The sequence below is a fragment of the Amycolatopsis sp. NPDC049253 genome, from assembly GCF_040678995.1.
Classification (GTDB): Bacteria; Actinomycetota; Actinomycetes; order Mycobacteriales; family Pseudonocardiaceae; genus Amycolatopsis.
This window is the reverse complement of sequence record NZ_JBFAQX010000009.1, coordinates 55834-73041: the sequence shown is the minus strand read 5'-3', so window position 1 is coordinate 73041 and position 17208 is coordinate 55834. Positions and strand designations below refer to the sequence as shown.

General features: G+C 71.6%; 15 protein-coding genes. 7 read left to right on the top strand and 8 right to left on the bottom strand.

Translation table 11 applies throughout. The annotated features are described in order from the left end of the window. Positions 1-77 precede the first annotated feature (77 nt). Positions 78-1010, top strand: coding sequence for an alpha/beta fold hydrolase (locus tag AB0K15_RS21755; protein ID WP_364053149.1), 933 nt, complete (start codon positions 78-80; stop codon positions 1008-1010). Here the strand turns inward: AB0K15_RS21755 and AB0K15_RS21750 are convergent. Next, complete coding sequence (locus AB0K15_RS21750; RefSeq protein WP_364053146.1) at positions 1003-1494, bottom strand: N-acetyltransferase; 492 nt, start codon at positions 1492-1494, stop codon at positions 1003-1005. The genes AB0K15_RS21755 and AB0K15_RS21750 overlap by 8 nt on opposite strands. A gap of 100 nt (positions 1495-1594) precedes the next feature. Here AB0K15_RS21750 and AB0K15_RS21745 point away from each other — a divergent pair, with 100 nt between their 5' ends. Beyond that, on the top strand, positions 1595-2020 hold the full coding sequence (locus AB0K15_RS21745; protein ID WP_364053143.1) for a hypothetical protein: 426 nt from the start codon (positions 1595-1597) through the stop codon (positions 2018-2020). Positions 2021-2136: 116 nt separating this feature from the next. Then, complete coding sequence (locus tag AB0K15_RS21740; protein ID WP_364053140.1) at positions 2137-2976, top strand: DUF1206 domain-containing protein; 840 nt, start codon at positions 2137-2139, stop codon at positions 2974-2976. Between the two features lie 3 nt (positions 2977-2979). Here AB0K15_RS21740 and AB0K15_RS21735 read toward each other — a convergent pair whose 3' ends face one another. Further along, positions 2980-4842: a translation factor GTPase family protein gene (locus AB0K15_RS21735; protein WP_364053137.1), complete on the bottom strand. Its 1863-nt coding sequence runs from the start codon at positions 4840-4842 to the stop codon at positions 2980-2982. Positions 4843-5093: 251 nt separating this feature from the next. Here AB0K15_RS21735 and AB0K15_RS21730 point away from each other — a divergent pair, with 251 nt between their 5' ends. Beyond that, a complete protein-coding gene (locus AB0K15_RS21730; protein WP_364053134.1) occupies positions 5094-5534 on the top strand; it encodes a DoxX family protein in 441 nt (146 codons plus the stop codon). 60 nt (positions 5535-5594) lie between these two features. Here the strand turns inward: AB0K15_RS21730 and AB0K15_RS21725 are convergent, their stop codons facing one another. From AB0K15_RS21725 to AB0K15_RS21715, 3 genes are all read right to left on the bottom strand, one after another. Next, the gene (locus tag AB0K15_RS21725) at positions 5595-6296 is read right to left on the bottom strand and encodes a TIGR03089 family protein (RefSeq protein ID WP_364053131.1); all 702 of its coding nucleotides are present in this window, start codon (positions 6294-6296) and stop codon (positions 5595-5597) included. 22 nt (positions 6297-6318) lie between these two features. Next, the gene (locus tag AB0K15_RS21720) at positions 6319-7473 is read right to left on the bottom strand and encodes an LCP family protein (RefSeq protein WP_364053832.1); all 1155 of its coding nucleotides are present in this window, start codon (positions 7471-7473) and stop codon (positions 6319-6321) included. A 280-nt stretch (positions 7474-7753) separates the two neighbouring features. Next, positions 7754-9283 (bottom strand): LCP family protein, encoded by a 1530-nt coding sequence (locus AB0K15_RS21715; RefSeq protein WP_364053128.1) that lies wholly within the window; start codon positions 9281-9283, stop codon positions 7754-7756. Positions 9284-9422: 139 nt separating this feature from the next. Between AB0K15_RS21715 and rfbB the strand changes: the two genes are divergently transcribed. Both rfbB and rfbD read left to right on the top strand, forming a co-directional pair. Beyond that, positions 9423-10415, top strand: coding sequence for a dTDP-glucose 4,6-dehydratase (gene rfbB, locus AB0K15_RS21710; RefSeq protein WP_364053126.1), 993 nt, complete (start codon positions 9423-9425; stop codon positions 10413-10415). A 43-nt stretch (positions 10416-10458) separates the two neighbouring features. After that, entirely contained in the window at positions 10459-11343 is an 885-nt protein-coding gene (gene rfbD / locus AB0K15_RS21705) for a dTDP-4-dehydrorhamnose reductase (RefSeq protein WP_364053123.1), read from the top strand. A 39-nt stretch (positions 11344-11382) separates the two neighbouring features. Here rfbD and AB0K15_RS21700 read toward each other — a convergent pair whose 3' ends face one another. Genes AB0K15_RS21700 through AB0K15_RS21690 form a run of 3 tightly spaced genes read right to left on the bottom strand, consistent with a single transcriptional unit; the run spans position 11383 to position 15941 of the window. Next, positions 11383-12468 carry a glycosyltransferase family 1 protein gene (locus AB0K15_RS21700; protein ID WP_364053120.1) on the bottom strand — a complete coding sequence of 362 codons (1086 nt, stop codon included), beginning with the start codon at positions 12466-12468 and terminating at the stop codon, positions 11383-11385. Then, a complete protein-coding gene (locus tag AB0K15_RS21695) occupies positions 12461-14974 on the bottom strand; it encodes a glycosyltransferase (RefSeq protein ID WP_364053117.1) in 2514 nt (837 codons plus the stop codon). Before AB0K15_RS21695 ends, AB0K15_RS21700 begins: the two co-directional genes overlap by 8 nt. Before the next feature lie 37 nt (positions 14975-15011). After that, on the bottom strand, positions 15012-15941 hold the full coding sequence (locus tag AB0K15_RS21690; protein WP_364053114.1) for a glycosyltransferase family 2 protein: 930 nt from the start codon (positions 15939-15941) through the stop codon (positions 15012-15014). 18 nt (positions 15942-15959) lie between these two features. On the opposite strand from AB0K15_RS21690, the gene AB0K15_RS21685 reads away from it, so the two are divergent. Beyond that, on the top strand, positions 15960-17027 hold the full coding sequence (locus tag AB0K15_RS21685) for a glycosyltransferase family 1 protein (RefSeq protein WP_364053111.1): 1068 nt from the start codon (positions 15960-15962) through the stop codon (positions 17025-17027). Positions 17028-17208 lie beyond the last annotated feature (181 nt).

The following is a 17208-nucleotide window of genomic DNA, read 5'->3' as shown; positions in this document are numbered from 1 at the left end:
GAGTTTCCGTTCCTCTCTCAACGCGTTAACTGATCAGGTGACTGGGGTCACCATCGGTTCACAGAGAGGTGGAGCGGATGGGTGTGCGCGCGTTCGGGCGCCGGGTCGTGGTTCTCGTGGCGGCTCTGGGAGCGGTCGCCCTGAGTACCGGCACCGCGGACGCGGCGGTGAAAGAGCCGACCGGTCCGGTCCAGCCGAACATCATCTCGGCCGCGCTGTACTCCGTGGTGCAGCCGACCATCGCGCCTCCCGGCGCCAACGACTGGAACTGCAAGCCGACGGCCGAACACCCCAACCCGGTCCTGCTGTCCAACGGCACCACGGCCAACGCGTACGAGAACTGGGCCAACCTCTCGAAGGTGCTCGCGGACCACGGCTACTGCGTGTTCGCCGGCAACTTCGGCGGCTCGCCGGGCAGCTTCCTGCAGACCGTGGGCCCGGTCGCGGGCACGGCCGCACAGCTCGCGGCGTTCGGGGACAAGGTGCTGGCGGCCACGGGCGCGGCGAAGCTCGACGTCGTCGGCCACTCGCAGGGCGGCATGAACCCGCGCTACTGGATCAAGTACCTCGGCGGCGCCTCGAAGATCGGCAAGCTCATCGGCCTCTCGCCGTCGAACTACGGCACGAGCCTGTACGGCCTGCTCAGCACGCTGCAGGCCATCCCGCCAGTGCGTGACCTCGTGGGCTTGGCGTGCGCGTCGTGCAACGAGCAGTCCACCGGCTCGGCGTTCCTGACCGACCTCAACGCCGGCGGCGACACCGTGCCCGGCATCGACTACACCGTGATCCAGACCAAGTACGACGACGTGGTCACGCCCTACACCAACGCGTTCCTCAAGCCGGCTTCGAACGTGAAGAACATCGTGCTGCAGGACGTCTGCTCGGCGGACTTCACCGACCACCTGGGCATCCCGTACGACCCGATCGCCGAGCGCGAGGTGCTCAACGCCCTCGACCCGGCGCACGCGCAGACCCCGAAGTGCGTGTTCGTGCCCCCGGTGGTCAGCTGAGCGACTGGTACATCACGTGCAGCCCCACGTACCCGTGCACCGGGTGGTGGAACGCTCCGGGCACCGTGCCGATCACGGTGAAGCCGAGTGATGTCCACAGGGCGACCGCGCGGGTGTTGGTCTCGACCACGGCGTTGAACTGCACCCCGCGGTAGCCCTCGGCGCGTGCCCACTCCAGCATGTGCTCGCCGAGCGCGCGACCGACGCCTCGACCCGCGGAAGCGGGCGCCACCATAAAGCTCGCGGTCGCGATGTGCGAGCCCGGTCCTTCGCGGTTCGGCCCCATCTTCGCCGAGCCGAGAATGTCATCTGAATCGTTTCCAGCGACAACGGTGCGGCCGGGCGGGGACATCAACCAGAAGTCGCGTGCGGTCTGTTCGCCCAGGTCACGGGGCAGGGCGTAGGTCTCGCCGGCGGCGGCGATGTCGTGCAGGAACGGCCAGATGGCGGGCCAGTCTTCGCCCGTCGCGTCGCGGATCAGCACGTAACGAGGATTCCAGAAGTAGGTACAAACGCGAACTCTTTTCGTCCCGTTGTGCCATTCCGGTTGTGCAGGCCCGCGGCCGAGTGTCACAGTCGTCGACATGTTCTGGCCGGTCCCTGACACCTGGAAGCCGAGCGACGACGCCGAGCTGGTCGCCGGCTGGCGCCTGTGGCTCGAGCTGAGCGACCGCGCCTGGCCCACGGCGGCGTGGGACGGCACCCCCGCCGACGCGGTCAAGCAGCTGCGCGAACTGCTCGACGCGTGCGACGACATCGAGACCGTGTACCGCGAGACCTCCGCCGACCCGTCGGAAGAGTTCGTGCACGTCATCCAGGCGCTGGCGCTGTGCGCGAGCGCCGTGATCGGGCTGTGGTGGGACGACTTCGCGCCACTGGACTCCGACCGCGCGCCCAAGCTCCACGAAGACCTCCAGCGCTTCGCCGCCCACGCCGAGCAGGTGCTGACGCTCCTGGCCACCCACGGCGGCTGGGCCGAGCTCGACTCCGTGCGCCGCCGGCCGGCCTGAGTCCACACGCGACAGTCGAGTCGGTTGCGCCGAACGGCCCAATCACCGGCACCATCCACGTCCGGGCGGGTAACGGCCGGCGCGCGCGGGTAAGCCTCCGGGAACGGAGGTGCCCGATGACCGCTCCACAGTCCGCCGCGGCCGCGGCGAGATCCCACGTCGAAAACCCGCGCCGCAGCAAGGTCGCGCAAACGCTCGGCCGCGCCGGGATGTCGTGTTATGGCCTGGTGCACTTGATAATCGCGTATCTCGCGCTGCGTATCGCGTCCGGCGGTGGCAGCGGTGAACCCGCGGACCAGAACGGTGCGCTGGAGGAGATCGGCTCCAACGCGTTCGGCATCGTGGTGCTGTGGGTGCTCGCGGTCGGGCTGATCGCGTTCGGGTTGTGGCAGGTGCTCATGGCCGCGACCGGGTACGAGTGGGTGTCCGGCGGCAAACGGGTGCGCAAGCGCCTCGGCTCGGGCGGCCGCGCGATCGTGGTGTTCGCGCTGGGGTACAGCGCGATCCGGATCGCGGCCGGCGCCGGTTCGTCCGCGGGCAACCAGCGCCAGCAGGAGGCCACGGGGAAGGTGCTCGCGTTGCCCGCCGGGCCCGCGCTCGTGGTGATCACGGCGTGCTGCGTGGCCGCGGTGGCCGTCGCTTCCGGCGTGAAGGGCGTGCGGCAGTCGTTCCTCGAAGACCTCGACACCAGTGAGCTGCCGCGGGGCAGCCGGCGCTGGGTGGCCCGCCTCGGCACGGTCGGATACGTGGCGAAAGGCGTGGTGCTCCTCCTGGTTGCCGTCCTCCTCGGGTACGCCGGTCTGCGGTCCGACGCGCGTGAGGCCGGCGGTCTCGACGCGGCGCTGCGGACGTTGGCCGGGCAGCCGTTCGGCACCGCGCTGCTCACGATCGTCGCGTTGGGACTCGCCGCCTTCGGCGCGTACTGCTTCGGGGCGGCGTGGGCGCACAAACGGTGACGCTCAGCGCGGCCGGTATTCTGCGAACTCGCTGAAGAACACCCCCTCGCCCTGCGTCAGCGCGGGCAACGCCTGTTCGAACTCGTGCAGGGCCGCGGCCGGGATCGTGCCGGTGACGGTGCAGCCGGTGGCCGTGACCTTCGGCTCGTCGGGCACCGCGCGCAGCTCCACGAGCTTGCGGAGCACGCCGCTCACCGCGTTCGCCGGGGCCTCGACCTCGAAGCTGTGCACGGGTTCGTGCACGCGGGTGACGGCTGCGCGCAGGGCTTCGGCGAGCACGAGCGCGGTCATGCCACGGAAGTCGCCTGCCGTGGTGAGCGGCGGGAAGAACGCGGCTTCGGTCAGGGTCACCACGCAGTCGATCACCGGACGCGGACGGTGGCGCAGCTGTTCGCGCACGGTGTCCTCGATCGCCTTGTGGAACGCCAGCGGCAGCGAGCCGAGCTCCACCCCCAGCCGGTACGCGACGCCCGAGGCCGGCGGGCCGGGTTCCACGCGCAGGCCGACGGTGGCCCAGAAGTACACGCGTTCGTCAGGCGCCCGGTGGCCCACGGCGTGGCCCGCCCGGCAGAGGCGTTCGACGAGCAGGATGCGGGACTCCTCGAACTCCGCGGCCAGTCCGAAGTCCTCGGCCAGCGTCGAGCGGACCACCTCCTTCTGGACTTCGCCGTAGAGCCGTACGGACAATTCGTGTTCGTGGCGGCGGACGCTGATCAACGGGTCCTGTTCGGACAGTCGTTCCAACGCCGAGTACAGGGCCACGGCGTCGTCCGGGTCGACGGGCCGCACCACCGTCTCCAGGCTGGGCGGGGCGAAGAAGCCGGGCGCGGCCGTGTCGTCGGGCTCACCCAGGTGGTCGCCGATCCGCACGTCCTTGAGGCCCCACACGCGGGCGACGTCGCCGGCGCACGCCGGGCCGTCGACCGGGGTGGCGCCGTGTTCGTAGACGCGCACCGCGGAGGCGCGGCCGGTCAGCTCGGTGACCGTGCCATCGGTTTCGCGGCGGTGGAAGGGAACCGGCCGGCGCGGGCTCAGCGAACCCGACCGCACGCGGACGTACGCGATCTTCTCCCCGGCCCGCCCGCGCTCGATCTTGAACACGGTGGCGGCCAGCTCTCCGGCCTCGACGCGTTCCCTTGCCGGGAACAGCTCCCGCACGCGCGAAACGAGCGCGGCCACGCCCGAGCCGGTGATCGCCGAGCCGAAAACCACCGGGTGCACGGCTGCGCGCGCGACCTGGCGGACCAGGGCCGCCTGGTAGTCCGGTTCGCGTCCCTCCACATAGGACGCCAGGAACTCGTCGTCGTCCGCCAGCGCCTCGGCCAGCTCCTCGCCGGGTGGCAGCGGAACGGGTTTCGCCTGCGGCGTCCCGAGCCCGGTCACGGTGTCGAGTGCGACGCAACGCGGGGAAAGCCTCGCGCGCAGGGCGTCGAGCAGGGCGGTTTCCTGCGCGCCCACGCGGTCGATCTTGTTCACGAACACGAGCACGGGAATGCCGAGGCGCGTGAGGGTCCGCATGAGCACGCGGGTCTGCGCCTGCACGCCGTCGGCCGCGGACACCACGAGCACGGCGCCGTCGAGCACACCGAGGGCACGTTCGACCTCCGCGATGAAATCGGAGTGGCCGGGGGTGTCCACGAGCGTGAGCCGGTGCTCGCCCGTGGTCACGGCGACCACGGCCGACTTGATGGTGATGCCGCGGCGGCGTTCGAGCTCCAGGGAGTCGGTCTGGGTGTCGCCGGAGTCGACGCTGCCGAGCCGGCCGATCACGCCGGTCTCGAAGAGCAGTCGCTCGGTCAGGCTGGTTTTACCGGCGTCGACGTGCGCGAGGATGCCAAGCGTGAGCGTCTTGAGTTGCGGGGTCATGGGCGGGTGAGGTCCTCATCGATGCGATGGACAGGCCGAACTGGGGTCGGTCGGACTGTCGGCGCATCGGGGTCTCCTCACCGTCTCGAACAGGGCGGTGGGCACGCTACCGCTCGGTGACGGGCGCGTACAGCGAGTATTTTCCGGTGCCTGTCGGTTTCCTGTCGATCACTCGCCGAAGCGGGCTTCGGCGGCGCCCGCCGACCTACTGTGGGCCGGGACAGTGGGAAGATCACCGATCAGGAGTTTTCATGTTCGCTCGAGTCAAGGACGTCGCACTGCTGCTCGGCCGCATCGGCGTGGCCGTGGTGTTCTTCGCCCACGGCCTGCAGAAGTGGAACAGCGGGGTCGGCGCCACCGCGGACTTCTTCGGCCAGGTCGGCGTGCCGCTGCCCACGATCGCGGCGGTCTTCGTGATCATCCTCGAGGTGCTCGGCTCGATCGCGTTCGTCGCCGGCTTCCTGCTGCCGCTGATCGCGGTCGGCTACGTCGTGGACATGGCGGGCGCACTGCTTTCGGTCCACGCGGCCAACGGCCTCACCGGCACGGGCGGCTACGAGCTCGTCCTGGTGCTCGGCCTGGCCGCCCTCGCCCTCGGCTTCAACGGCGGCCGCCTGTCGCTGGACCACGTCCTGTTCTGGCGCAAGCGTGAGGCCCGGGTGGCGCAGGTCGGTGAGCTGGAAACCGTCTGACCACGGCGTTTCCGTGCCGGGCACCTGCGGAGGTTCTCCTGCAGGTGCCCGGCAGGGACGTCAGCCGAGGTCGGTGGTGGTGCGTTCGGCGTCGCGTTTGCGGTCGAGCTTCGCCGGGTCCGCGTGGGTGACCTGGACGAGGTGGGTGCTCGCGGCCAGGGGCACGAGGAAGCCGTCCAGGACACCGTCGGGGATCGTCCAGTCCAGGGTGGACAGGGCGCGGTCGGAGGCGCTCAGGCCCAGTTTCTCCGCCCGTGCACGGGCCTCCGCCAAGATCTCGTCCACAGTGGACGATCCCAGAGCCGGTGTGTCACCGGGGATGGGGGACAGCGGCGTGAACTGGTCGCCCGACATCCGTGCCTCGGTGAGGTAGTCGAGGGCGCCGCCCGCCGGGGGAGCGGACAGCCCCCGGCCCATCGGGTCGAGGGAGACCACCGCGACGGCCGGGGCGTCGACGGAAGCGTCCGGGCCGATGAACACCACGCGGGCGCCGTTCGGCTCGGGGACGACGCGGGCGCCGCACCACCAGGCGCCGAGCAGGATGCCGGCGGTCTGCCAGTGGGCGGGCAGCTGCACGGCGACGTCGTCGCCCGGCTCGACGTCGAACTCGTCGACGAGCCAGTTGGCCGTCTTCGCGGCCCAGTTCAGAGTGGTCGCCACCGACAGCTCGACGCGGCTGCCGAGCTGGTCGTCGTAGTGCGTGATCAGCGGTTTCGCGGGCGACGCCAGCAGCGGGCGCAGCAGCTGTTCGGTGAGGCTCATGCCGCCCAGGCTAGCCGGGGCTTCAGTCGACGCAGGGCACGCCGGGGATGCCCGACTGCAGTTGCCGGGCGGGCGCGCCGGCCGCGGCCCCGCCACCGCCCATCGGCGTGCGCCCGACCAGGCCGGCGACGAACTTGCGCACTGCCGTCGGGTCGATCTCGACGATGCTCTGCCCGTCGGCGCTGCGGCCGTTGGCCGTGATCACCGGCACGGTCGTGAAGTTCAGGTCGCCGGACGCCACGCCCTTCACCTGCTGCGCGAAGTCGAGCACGTCGAGGCCGTCGTCGAGCGTGATCGAGCGGTGCACGGCGTCCATGAGGCTGCTCATCGTCGACGGGCTGGTCAGCGTGCCCGCCGACAGCACCTGGTGCAGCGCCGAGGACAGGAACGCCTGCTGCCGCACGATTCGGTCGAGGTCGCCGTGGGGCAGGTTCTTGCGCTGGCGCACGAACGACAGCGCCTCGCCGCCCGACACCGTCTGCACGCCGCGGCGGAAGTCCGCGCCCGAGTCCTTGTCCGACGTCGAGTGGTTCAGGCACACCTTCACGCCGCCGAGGGCCTCGGTGAGGAGGTAGAAGCCCAGCAGGTTGATCTCGGCGTAGTGGTCCACCCGGATCTGCGTGAGGTCCTGCACGGTCTGGACCAGTACGCGCCGGCCCTCGCTGTCGGAGTCGCGCTCGATCTTCGCCTGGTCCCGCTCGCCCTTGGCGCGCTCGGCCTCGGCGAACTGGGCCTTCGCCACGCCATACGCCGAGTTGATCTTCGCCTGGCCGCGGCCTGGGATGTCGACCCAGCTGTCGCGCGGAATCGAGACGCCCGACGGCTTGCTGCCGTCCTTCGGGAAGCGCAGCAGGATGATCGTGTCGGTGTTGATCCCCGCTTTCTCCTCGGTGCGCAGCGACTTCAGCATGCTCGGCGGCAGCGGGTTGCCCTGCGCGTCGGTGCGCGCGTCGCTGCCGACGAGCAGGATGTCGGTGGCGCCGTCGTCGGCCGGCGGGGCCGGCGGTTCGCCCGCGCGGGGGGTGAGGACGTCGGTGGTGGGGACGTTGCTCTGCAGCTGGTCCTTCGTCACGTACGCGTAGCCGGTGGCGCCCAGCGCCAGCACCGAGACGAGCCCGAGCGCGATCCGCCGGGTGATCCGGCCGGCTCGGCCCGGACGGACACGCGGGGTCCGCACCGTCGGCTGTGGCAGGTCCAACCGGGGGTAGGGCGACGGCTTCCACTCGGAAGACTCCGTGGATTCGTCACTGTCCGTGTCCGGGGTCTCGTCGGCTGCGGCCGGCTCGGCAGTTTCTTCCGAAGCCTCTTTCGAAGTCTCTTCCGAAGACGGCGCTGGCGGCTCCGACGGCTCCGAGCTCTCGGCCCGGTCCGGCTTGTCCTCGTTCTCGTCCACCCCACGTACCTCCCCATAGCCCAGCCTAGAGGCCGCCCCCGGCCACCACGCTGAGTGCCCGACTCTAGTTGACGCAGGGCACTCCGCCGGCCGTAATCGGCGGAGCGGGTGGTGCGGGCGGCGTGCTCGGCTTCGTCGGGGTGGTCGTGACCGCCGACCCCGATCCGGCACCGGCGCCGAGGCGGTCCTTGCCCAGCAGTACGCGCACGTGCCCGGCGGTGACGTCGGAGTCCGGCTCGGCCTCGAGGTCGCCGCCGAGGGCCTGGCGGACGAGCGTGAGCGCGGCGTCGTCGGCAGGGTTGTAGCGGACCACCGTGCTCGACCGGGTGGACAGCTTCGTGTCGCCGGTGAGCTTGAAGCCCTTGCCCTGCAACAGGGCGCGGGTCTGCGTGGCGACGTCGGCGCCGCTGCCGTCGAACAGCTCGACCGTGACGGCGCCGGCGCCGGGCAGGGTGGCCGGCGCCGAGGTGGGGGTGTCGGGCGTGCCGTCGGAGGTGAGCCGGTCGACCTCCGCCTGCACCTGGGCCGGGTCGACGCGCAGCACGTCGGCGCCGCCGATCACCGCGTTGCCCTGCGTGGGGATGGTGTGGAACTCGACGTTGCCGCCCGTCAGGCCGCGCATCTGCTCGGCGAACTCGGTGAGGTCCCAGCCCTCGGAGAGCACCACGGACTTCTTCACCGCGGCCACGAGCTGCGCGATCTTGGCCGGGTTGGTCAGCACGTCGCCGGAAAGCACCTTGTTGGCCAGGCCGGAGAGGAACGCCTGCTGGCGCGCGATGCGGTCGAGGTCGCCGTTGGGCAGGCCGTAGCGCTGGCGCACGAACGCGAGCGCCTGCACGCCCGAGATGCTCTGGCGGCCCGCCGGCAGGTCCACGCCGGACTTCTTCTCCTTCACGGCCTTGTTCAGGCACACGTCCACGCCGTCGATGGCCTTCGTGATCTCGTAGAAGCTCGCGAGGTTCACCTCGGCGTAGCGGTCGATCATGCCCGGCTTGCCGATGAACTTCTCCAGCGTGGCGACGAGGTTCTTGCGACCGGCCACCTTGGACTTCTGGTCGACGTCCTTGAGGTCGGTGTCGCCCTGGTTCTGCAGCGTCTTGAACGTGTCGTTGTAGGCGTACACATACGCGCTGTTGAGCTTGTGCTTGCCGAAGCCGCCGGTGATCTCCACCCAGGAGTCGCGCGGGAAGGAGATCGCGACGGCGTGCTGACCGTTCTGGGGGATGTGCACCAGGATCATCGTGTCGGTCTGCTTTTCACCGTCCGCGATGCCGGCGTGGAGCATGTCGAGCACCTCGCGCGGCAGCGGGTTGCCCTGCGCGTCGGTGCGGCTGTCCTGGCCCACGAGGAGGATGTCGATGGCGCCGTCGAGCGGTCTGGCGTGCGCCTCGGGCTGGTCGAAGATCTGCGTGGTCGTGAACCCGGCCTGCGGGTCGCCGATGAACTGCCAGCCGTACCAGGTCAGCGCGAGGACCACGATCGAGAGGACCGAGAGCACGACCTTGCCACCGCGGCGCAGCCCCACGAGCACGCCGCGGCCGCGTGCTGCGGGTACCCGCTGCGACGGCAGCGGCGACCCAGGCCACTCGGTCACGCGTTCCTCCCCCACCCATGCCCCCGTGGGCACCGGAGTGCCTCCGGGAGACTCTACCGAGTCTCGTGTGAGTCATCCGTAGTCTGGTGGTCGGATTGCCCGGTCGGGCACGAGAAGCGGGCACGAAGGGTGGAGAAGGATGCGAGTCCTGGTCACGGGCGGTGCGGGGTTCATCGGATCGCACTACGTCCGGCAGGTGGTTTCGGGTGCCTACCCGACTCTGCGTGACGCCGAGGTCGTGGTGCTGGACAAGCTCACGTACGCCGGCAACGAGGCGAACCTCGACCCGGTCGCCGGCAGCCCCCGCCTGCGGTTCGTCCGCGGCGACATCTGCGACGCCCCCCTGGTCTCGGACCTGATGCGCGGCGTCGACCTGGTGGTGCACTTCGCTGCGGAGTCGCATGTGGACCGTTCGATCCTGGGCTCGGCCGACTTCGTGCTCACCAACGTGCTGGGCACCCAGACGCTGCTGCAGGCCGCGCTGGAGGCCGGCGTCGGCAAGTTCGTGCACGTGTCCACCGACGAGGTCTACGGGTCCATCGCGGACGGTTCGTGGTCGGAAGACCACGTGCTGGAGCCGAATTCGCCGTACTCGGCGTCGAAAGCGTCCTCGGACCTGATCGCGCGCTCCTTCTTCCGCACGCACGGGCTGCCCGTGTGCGTCACCCGGTGCTCGAACAACTACGGGCCGTACCAGTTCCCTGAAAAGGTCATCCCGCTGTTCACCACCAACCTCCTCGACGGGCTGAAAGTGCCTCTCTACGGCGACGGCCTGAACGTGCGCGACTGGCTCCACGTCGACGACCACTGCCACGGCATCCAGCTCGTCGCCGACGGCGGGCGGGCGGGCGAGATCTACAACATCGGCGGTGGCACGGAGCTCACCAACCGCGAGCTGACCGGGCGGCTGCTCGACGCGGTGGGCGTCGGCTGGGAGCGCGTGGAGCCGGTTGAAGACCGCAAGGGCCACGACCGGCGCTACAGCGTCGACATCACCAAGATCAGCTCCGAGCTCGGTTACGCTCCGCGGGTGTCCTTCGAGGACGGTCTGGCGGGTACGGTGCGCTGGTACACCGACAACCGCGCGTGGTGGGAGCCGCTGAAGGGCCGCGCCGCGCTCGGCACATCCTGAACTTTTTTCGTGCTCGTGAAGTTTTTCGTGTGGAGGTAAGACGGTGCGGCTCGCTCTGCTCGTCCCCGGCGGTTCCGGCCAGCTCGGCCGCGACCTGGCAGCGCTCGCGGGTCCCGAGGTGGAGGTGGTCGCGCCGGCTTCGGCGGAGCTGGATCTCCGCTCGGCCGGCGAGGTGGTCGGGGCGCTCGCCGCGCTGGTCTCCCGTGCCGCCGCCTCGGGCGCGGCCCCGGTGGTCGTGAACGCGGCGGCCTACACGGCGGTCGACGCGGCCGAGCAGGACGAGGTCCGCGCGTTCGGGGTCAACGCCGACGGGCCGCGGGTGCTCGCCGCGGTGTGCTCGTCGCGGCGGGTGCCGCTGGTGCACGTGTCCACGGACTACGTGTTCCCGGGTGACGCTTCGCGGCCGTACGAGGTCACGGACGAGCTGGGCCCGAAGAGCGCGTACGGGCGGACCAAGGCGGCCGGCGAGGACGCGGTGCTGGGGTCCGGCGCGTCGGCCTGGGTGGTGCGCACGAGCTGGGTCTACGGCAAGAGCGGGACCAACTTCGTCAAGACCATCCAGCGGCTGGAGAGCGAGAAGGACCAGCTGACCGTGGTGGACGACCAGGTCGGGTCGCCGACGTGGTCCGCGGACCTGGCCGGTGGGCTCGTGGAGCTGGCCGGCCGGATCGCGGCCGGTGAGGGGCCGTCGTCGCGAGTGCTGCACTGCACCGGCGGGGGCGAGGTGACGTGGTGCGGGTTCGCGAAGGCGATCTTCGAGGAGATCGGCGCGGATCCCGAGCGGGTGCGGCCGTGCACGACCGAGGAGTTTCCGCGGCCGGCACCGCGGCCCGCGTATTCGGTGCTGTCCAACGCGTCCTGGCGCGAGGCGGGGCTGACGCCGTTGCGGCCGTGGCGCGAGGCGCTGGCCGAGTACTTCCGGAGCTGACTCGTGAGGGCGCACGCGGCGTGCGCCCTCACCGAGGGTTCAGCGATTGGCGGCCCGGCGGTAGGCCTCGACGGTCAGTGTCGCGCAGTTGCGCCAGGTGAAGCCGGCGGCGTGCGTGCGGCGGGCCGTGGACGTGGCCGTCGCGTGGGGATCGAGCACGGCTTGCCGCAGGGCCGTCGCCAAGCCGTCGACGTCGTCGTAGGGCACGAGCGTCGCACACGGACCGGCCACTTCCCGCAGCGCCGGAATGTCCGTGCACACCACGGGAACGTCGGACGCCATGGCCTCCAGCACTGGCAGCCCGAAGCCCTCGTCGCGCGACGGCAGCACCAACGCGGCGGCCCCGGCGACGACGGTCCTGAGGTCCACATCGGACAGATACCCCGTCTGCCCGGAGCGGGGCAGCCGCGGGAACGGACCCGGCCCGGCGAAGACCAGCGGGGGCAGATCGGGTGCCGACGCGTGCGTGCGGGCCAGCCAGTCGAGGCCCTTGCGCGGCCCGGCTGCGCCGGCGAACAGCAGGTACTTCTCGGGCAGGCGGAGCTTTGCGCGCTGGCCGTCGTCCGGCGGACGCGCGGTGAACCACGCCGGGTTCACCCCGAGCGGGGTGACGACGATCTTGTCCCGGGAGACGTCGAGCCGCTCGGCGACCGAGTCCGCGACGGCCGCCGTGGGGGTGCAGATGACGTCGGCGCGGTGGGCGCCGCGCCGCACCAGCTCCGGCAGCGTCCGGTCGGACGGCGCGAGCTCGCCGGGTTCGTCGAGGAAGGCCAGGTCGTGGATGGTCAGCACGCCGGCGGCGCGCAGGCGGCCGGGGAGGACGAAGTTGGTGCCGTGGACGACGTCGGTCGGGCCGGCGAACAGCTCGACCGGCGGGAGCTCGGACCGCAGCCACGCGCGTCGCAACAGCCGCGCGGGCACCGGCATACCGCGAGCCCGAGCGCCGTGGGGCAGCACCCCGCGCAGCTTTCGCCAGCCGCGCAACGTGAACGCCACGGCGCGAGGGTCCACTTCGGACATCGACGCCAGTTCCTCGCTCAGCGCCGCCGTGTACCGGCCGATGCCGGTGCGGGAGCCGAGCAGCGGGGTGCCGTCGAGCAGCACGCGCAACGGTCGGTCAGCCACGGCGCAACCGTTGCCGGGCGACCTTCACGACGCGGCCGCCGACGCGGCGGGCCAGCTCGCTCGGGCCGCCCTGCGCGAGGTACTCGCGGACGAGGTCGACGTCGCGGCGGACCAGGGCCGTGCCGCGGACGGGGGCGGTGGTCGTGAGGTCCGCTCCGCCGGGCAGCCGGTCGGCGGCGGGCCGCGGGTTGCGGCAGAACTCCACCAGTGGCTTCAGCGCCTCCGGCCACGCGTAGCGGCGCGCGACCTCGGCGATCCGTTCGACGCAGCCGGCCGCGAACTCCTCGTCGTAGAGCGACTTCTCCAGCGCGGCCGCCAGCGCCTCCGCGTCTTCGGCCGGCACGACGACCCCGAGCCGTTCGGTGCGGACGAGGTCGGCGAACGCGTCGCCGTCCGTGGTGACGATCGGCAGGCCCGCCCACAGGTAGTCGAGCACGCGGGTGCGGAAGGCGAAGGTGGTCTCGACGTGTTCGTAGTGCGTGGTCACGCCGCAGTTGGCGTCGAGCAGCCAGTTCTGGCGCTCGTCGTAGGGCACCCACTGCTCGTTGAAGAACACGTGCTTGTCGGTGAGGCCCAGCGAGTCGGCCAGGCGGATGGTGCGCGCGCCGATGTCCATCTCGGCGACTTCGGGGTTCGGGTGCTTCATACCCAGGAACACGAGCCGCGCGTCGTCCCGGTTCTGGCGGAGCAGATCCATCGCGCGGATGAGCGTGAGCGGGTCGAACCAGCTGTACACGCCGCCGGCCCACAGCACCACGCGGTCGGACTCGCCGAGGCCCAGCGACGCGCGCAGGCCGGGGCCGGTGCGCACGGGTTCCTGCGGCGAAAGGCCGAACGGCACCACGGCCAGCAGCGACTGCGTGGTCGGGTCGGCGTCGTAGAGGCGCGGCGAGAGCCGGCCCAGCGCGGCGAGGTGGCCCAGCCAGAAATGGCGCTGCCGCTCCGAAGCGCAGAGGAAGAAGTCAGCGCGTTCCAGCTGTGCGTCGAGCACCTTCGTGACGCCCGCGAGGTCGAGCGCGCGCTGATCGTCGGCCACGCCCTTGCCCTGCTCCAGCAGCTCCAGGTGCATGGGGTCGTAGACGTCGGCGACCACGATCTTGTTCGCGTGCTGCTTCTTCAGCGTCGGTGCGAGCTCCAGCACGTGACCCTGCAGGATGATCACGTCGGCCCACTCGATGGGGGCGTCGAGGTCGCGGAACTTGCCCGAGCTGATGCGGAACGCCGCGGCCGGCGGCGAGAGCAGCGGGTTGGTGGTCATCAGGTGCACTTCGTGCTCGGCGGCGAGCGTGGCGGCGATGTTCCACGCGCGGATCGCGGGGCCGGCCATGCGCTCGGTGATCGAGTCGCCCGTGAGCACGAGGATCTTGCGGCGCTGCCCGAACACGGCCTCGATGCCGAAGGCCTCGACGAGGATGTCGTGGGCGCGCAGGTAGTCCGGCAGGGGATACGCGGGCTCCAAAGCCTTGCGCAGCAAGGGAAGCAGGTCGGCGTCGGTGCGGACGCGGGCGGCCTGCTCCTCGGCGCGGGACTCGGCCAGCGACGGCATCATCTCCACGAACCGGTCGATGGCCAGCATCCCCGCCACGGTCGTCCGCGGCACCGCGAGGTCACCCGTCTCGACCGGGCCGACGCCCTTTTCGAGGTTCAGCTGCTCGGGGTCCAGCCCGCCGCGGGCGGTCGCGCGCCGGACGGCCAGCGCGAGCGCCGCGGGCAGGGCCTTCGCCAGCGACTCGTCGGAGAGGTTCTTGTACAGGGCGGCGAGCGCGTTGCGTTCCAGCAGGAAGGTCTCGCGGCCGGTCTCGGGCGCGTCGACGGCCGACATCGTGCCGTGGTGACGGTGGTACGCCAGCGATTCCGGCACATAGCGCACGCGCCAGCCGCGCAGGTTCAGCCGCCAGCCGAGGTCGACGTCCTCGTAGAACATGAAGAATCGTTCGTCGAACCCGCCGAGCTCGGCGAACACCGAGGCGCGCACGAACATCGCCGAGCCGGTGCCGAAGAGCACGTCCTTGGCGACGTCGCGCTCGGCCTCGGGCACGTCGGCCAGCGGGCTGCCCGCGTGGCGCTTGTAGCCCATGCCGAACCAGGTCAGGCCCGCGTCGACGAAGTCGGTGCCGGTGCCGTCCCAGTCGACGACCTTGCTCGCCACCGCCGCGACGGTCGGCTGCGCCTGCAGCTGGGCGACAGCCGCGGAGACCCACGCGGGCGCCGGGCGGGCGTCGTTGTTGAGGAACGCGAGGACGGTGCCGCCCGCGTGCTTCGCACCGAGGTTGCAGCCCCCGGCGAAGCCGCTGTTCACGGGCGACTCGATCAGCTTCACGTCCGGCACGGCGGCGCGGATGCGCTCGGCGTCGTCGCCCCCGGAGGCGTTCTCGACGCAGATCAGCTCGACGTGCTCGTAGTCCAGGTCGGCCGACAGTGCGCGAAGGCAGGTGATCGTGTCCTCCGCGCCGCGGTAGTTCACCACGATCACCGAGACGAGCGGTTGCGGTTCCCCCAGCGCCAAAACGAGCTCCTGTCCGTGATGTCGGGCCTTGCCCAGCTTAAAGGCCCGCCCAGGCGTCCCAGATCGCCCCTCGGCCGAGGGTGGTGATCTCGCCTGTGCGTCTGCGGGCGCGCAGGGTGGCGGGCAGTTTCAGCGCGACTTCGGCCAGCACGCGAGCGCGGAGGCCGACGTGGAAGTTGGCGGCGCCGGGCTTGGCGCGGCGGAGGGGGAGCAGTGCGGTGATCAGGGCGAAGCGGACGATCTCGCGCACGGCGATCATGGCCGGGGCGCATCTGAGGAGCATCAGCAGGCGGTTGCGTTCGTTCCAGCGGTGGAACAGCGGCGAGCCGGGTTTGGTGCTGGCGCCGTGCAGGTGGCGGACGCGGGCCTTCGGGGCGGAGACGACGTGCCAGCCGGCGAGGCGCAGGCGCCACGCGGTGTCGGTGTCCTCGTAGTAGCAGAAGAAGCTCGCGGGCACGCCGCCGACGGCGCGCACGGCGTCGGTCCGCAGGAGCGCGGCGCCGCCGCAGAAGCCGAAGACCTCGTCGGCGGGTTCGGTGAGGTCGGCGCCGTGGCCGTCGGCGGTGAGGCGGACGCCGGTCGACTGGGTGGTGCCGTCGGCCAGCTCCAGTCGGCTCGTGGCGGCGGCGGCCAGCGGCTGTTCGGCGAGGGTGTCTTCGAGCTCGGCGAGCCAGGTGGGCTCGGGGGCGGCGTCGTCGTTGAGCCAGGCCATGTGCGGGGTTGTCGTGCGGTCGAGGGCCACGGCCATCGCGCCCGCGTAGCCGGTGTTGCGCCTGAGCCGGATGACCTGCGGTTTCGACGGGTGGCGGCGCAGGAGGGCGGCGGTGCCGTCGTCGGAGGCGTTGTCGATCACGAGCGTCCGATGTGGACGCGTCTGGGCGGCGAGGGCGTCGAGGCAGGTTTCGACGTGAGCCGCGCCACGCCAGGTGACCACGACGACGGTGCTGCCGGTTTCCGCGCTGGTCACCTGGGTGAGAATAGCGGCGTGCCCGAACTGGTAGTGCTCGCCGAGCAGCTGCTCGCCCCCGTCCCGGGTGGTACGGGCCGGTACACCGCCGAACTGCTGCCCGCGCTGGCGCGCACCGCGCCGCCGGGCTGGACGGTGTCGAGCGTGGTCGCGCGCCACGCGGATACTTCGAGCGCGGTGGTGGAAGGTGTCGAGGGGCCGCGCGTGCTCCCGATACCGCCACGCGCCCTGGTCGGCCTGTGGCAGCTGGGCGTGCGGTGGTGGCCGGGCGGCGACGCGGTGCACGCGCCGACGCCGTTCGCCCCGCCGCGCCCGCCCGCGGGCAAGACGCTGACCGTGACCGTGCACGACACCGTGCCGTGGACCCACCCCGAGACCCTGACCGCCCGCGGCGTGAGCTGGCACCGGTCGATGATCGCGCGCGCCGCGCGCCGGGCGTCGACCTTGATCGTGCCGACGCGGGCGGTGGCCGACGAGCTGGCCGTGCTGGTGGACGTGACGGCGCCGGTGCGCGTGGTGCCCCACGGCGTGACGGTGCCCCAGGGTTCGGCGGCGCTGGACCTGCCGTCGAAGTACGTGCTGGCGGTGGGGACCATCGAGCCGCGCAAGGGCATCGACGTGCTGGTGGACGCCGTCGCCGCGGTCGGCGATGTCGCCTTGGTACTCGCCGGCCAGCCCGGCTGGGGCGACATCGACCCGGTCGCGCTCGCCGCTTCGCGCGGCCTGACGGACGTGCACGTGCTGGGCAAGGTCACCGACGCCGAACTGGCCACGGCCCTGCGCGGCGCGAGCGTGCTGGCGGTACCCAGCTTGGCGGAGGGCTTCGGGCTGCCGCTCCTGGAAGCGATGGCCTCCGGGGTCCCCGTGGTGCACACCGACGTGCCGGCTCTGGTGGAGGTCGCCGGCGGCGCGGGGGTGGTCGTTCCGCGGGGTGATGCGGTGGCGCTGGCGGCGGGGCTGCGCGAGGTCCTCGGGTCGCCGGCGCGCGCGGCGGAACTGGTGCGCCTCGGCCGCGACCGCGCGCGCGAGTTCACGTGGCGCGCCGCGGCGGAGGCCGTGTGGGCGGCGCACCGGAAGCGGACGTGATCACGGGCGGGTCGCCGGAGTGAGCTGGGACCGGTGCGGCGAGGACCGTCGCTCTGCGTGAGCACCCTCCGTGAGCTGCTGCCCCGATGCGAGCGCAGGTTCGCCGCTGGTCCGCGTGGGTGCCGGTGTGCGATCTCCCGCTCGGCATCGCCTCGGCGGCACCACGGCGCCGAGGCGAACA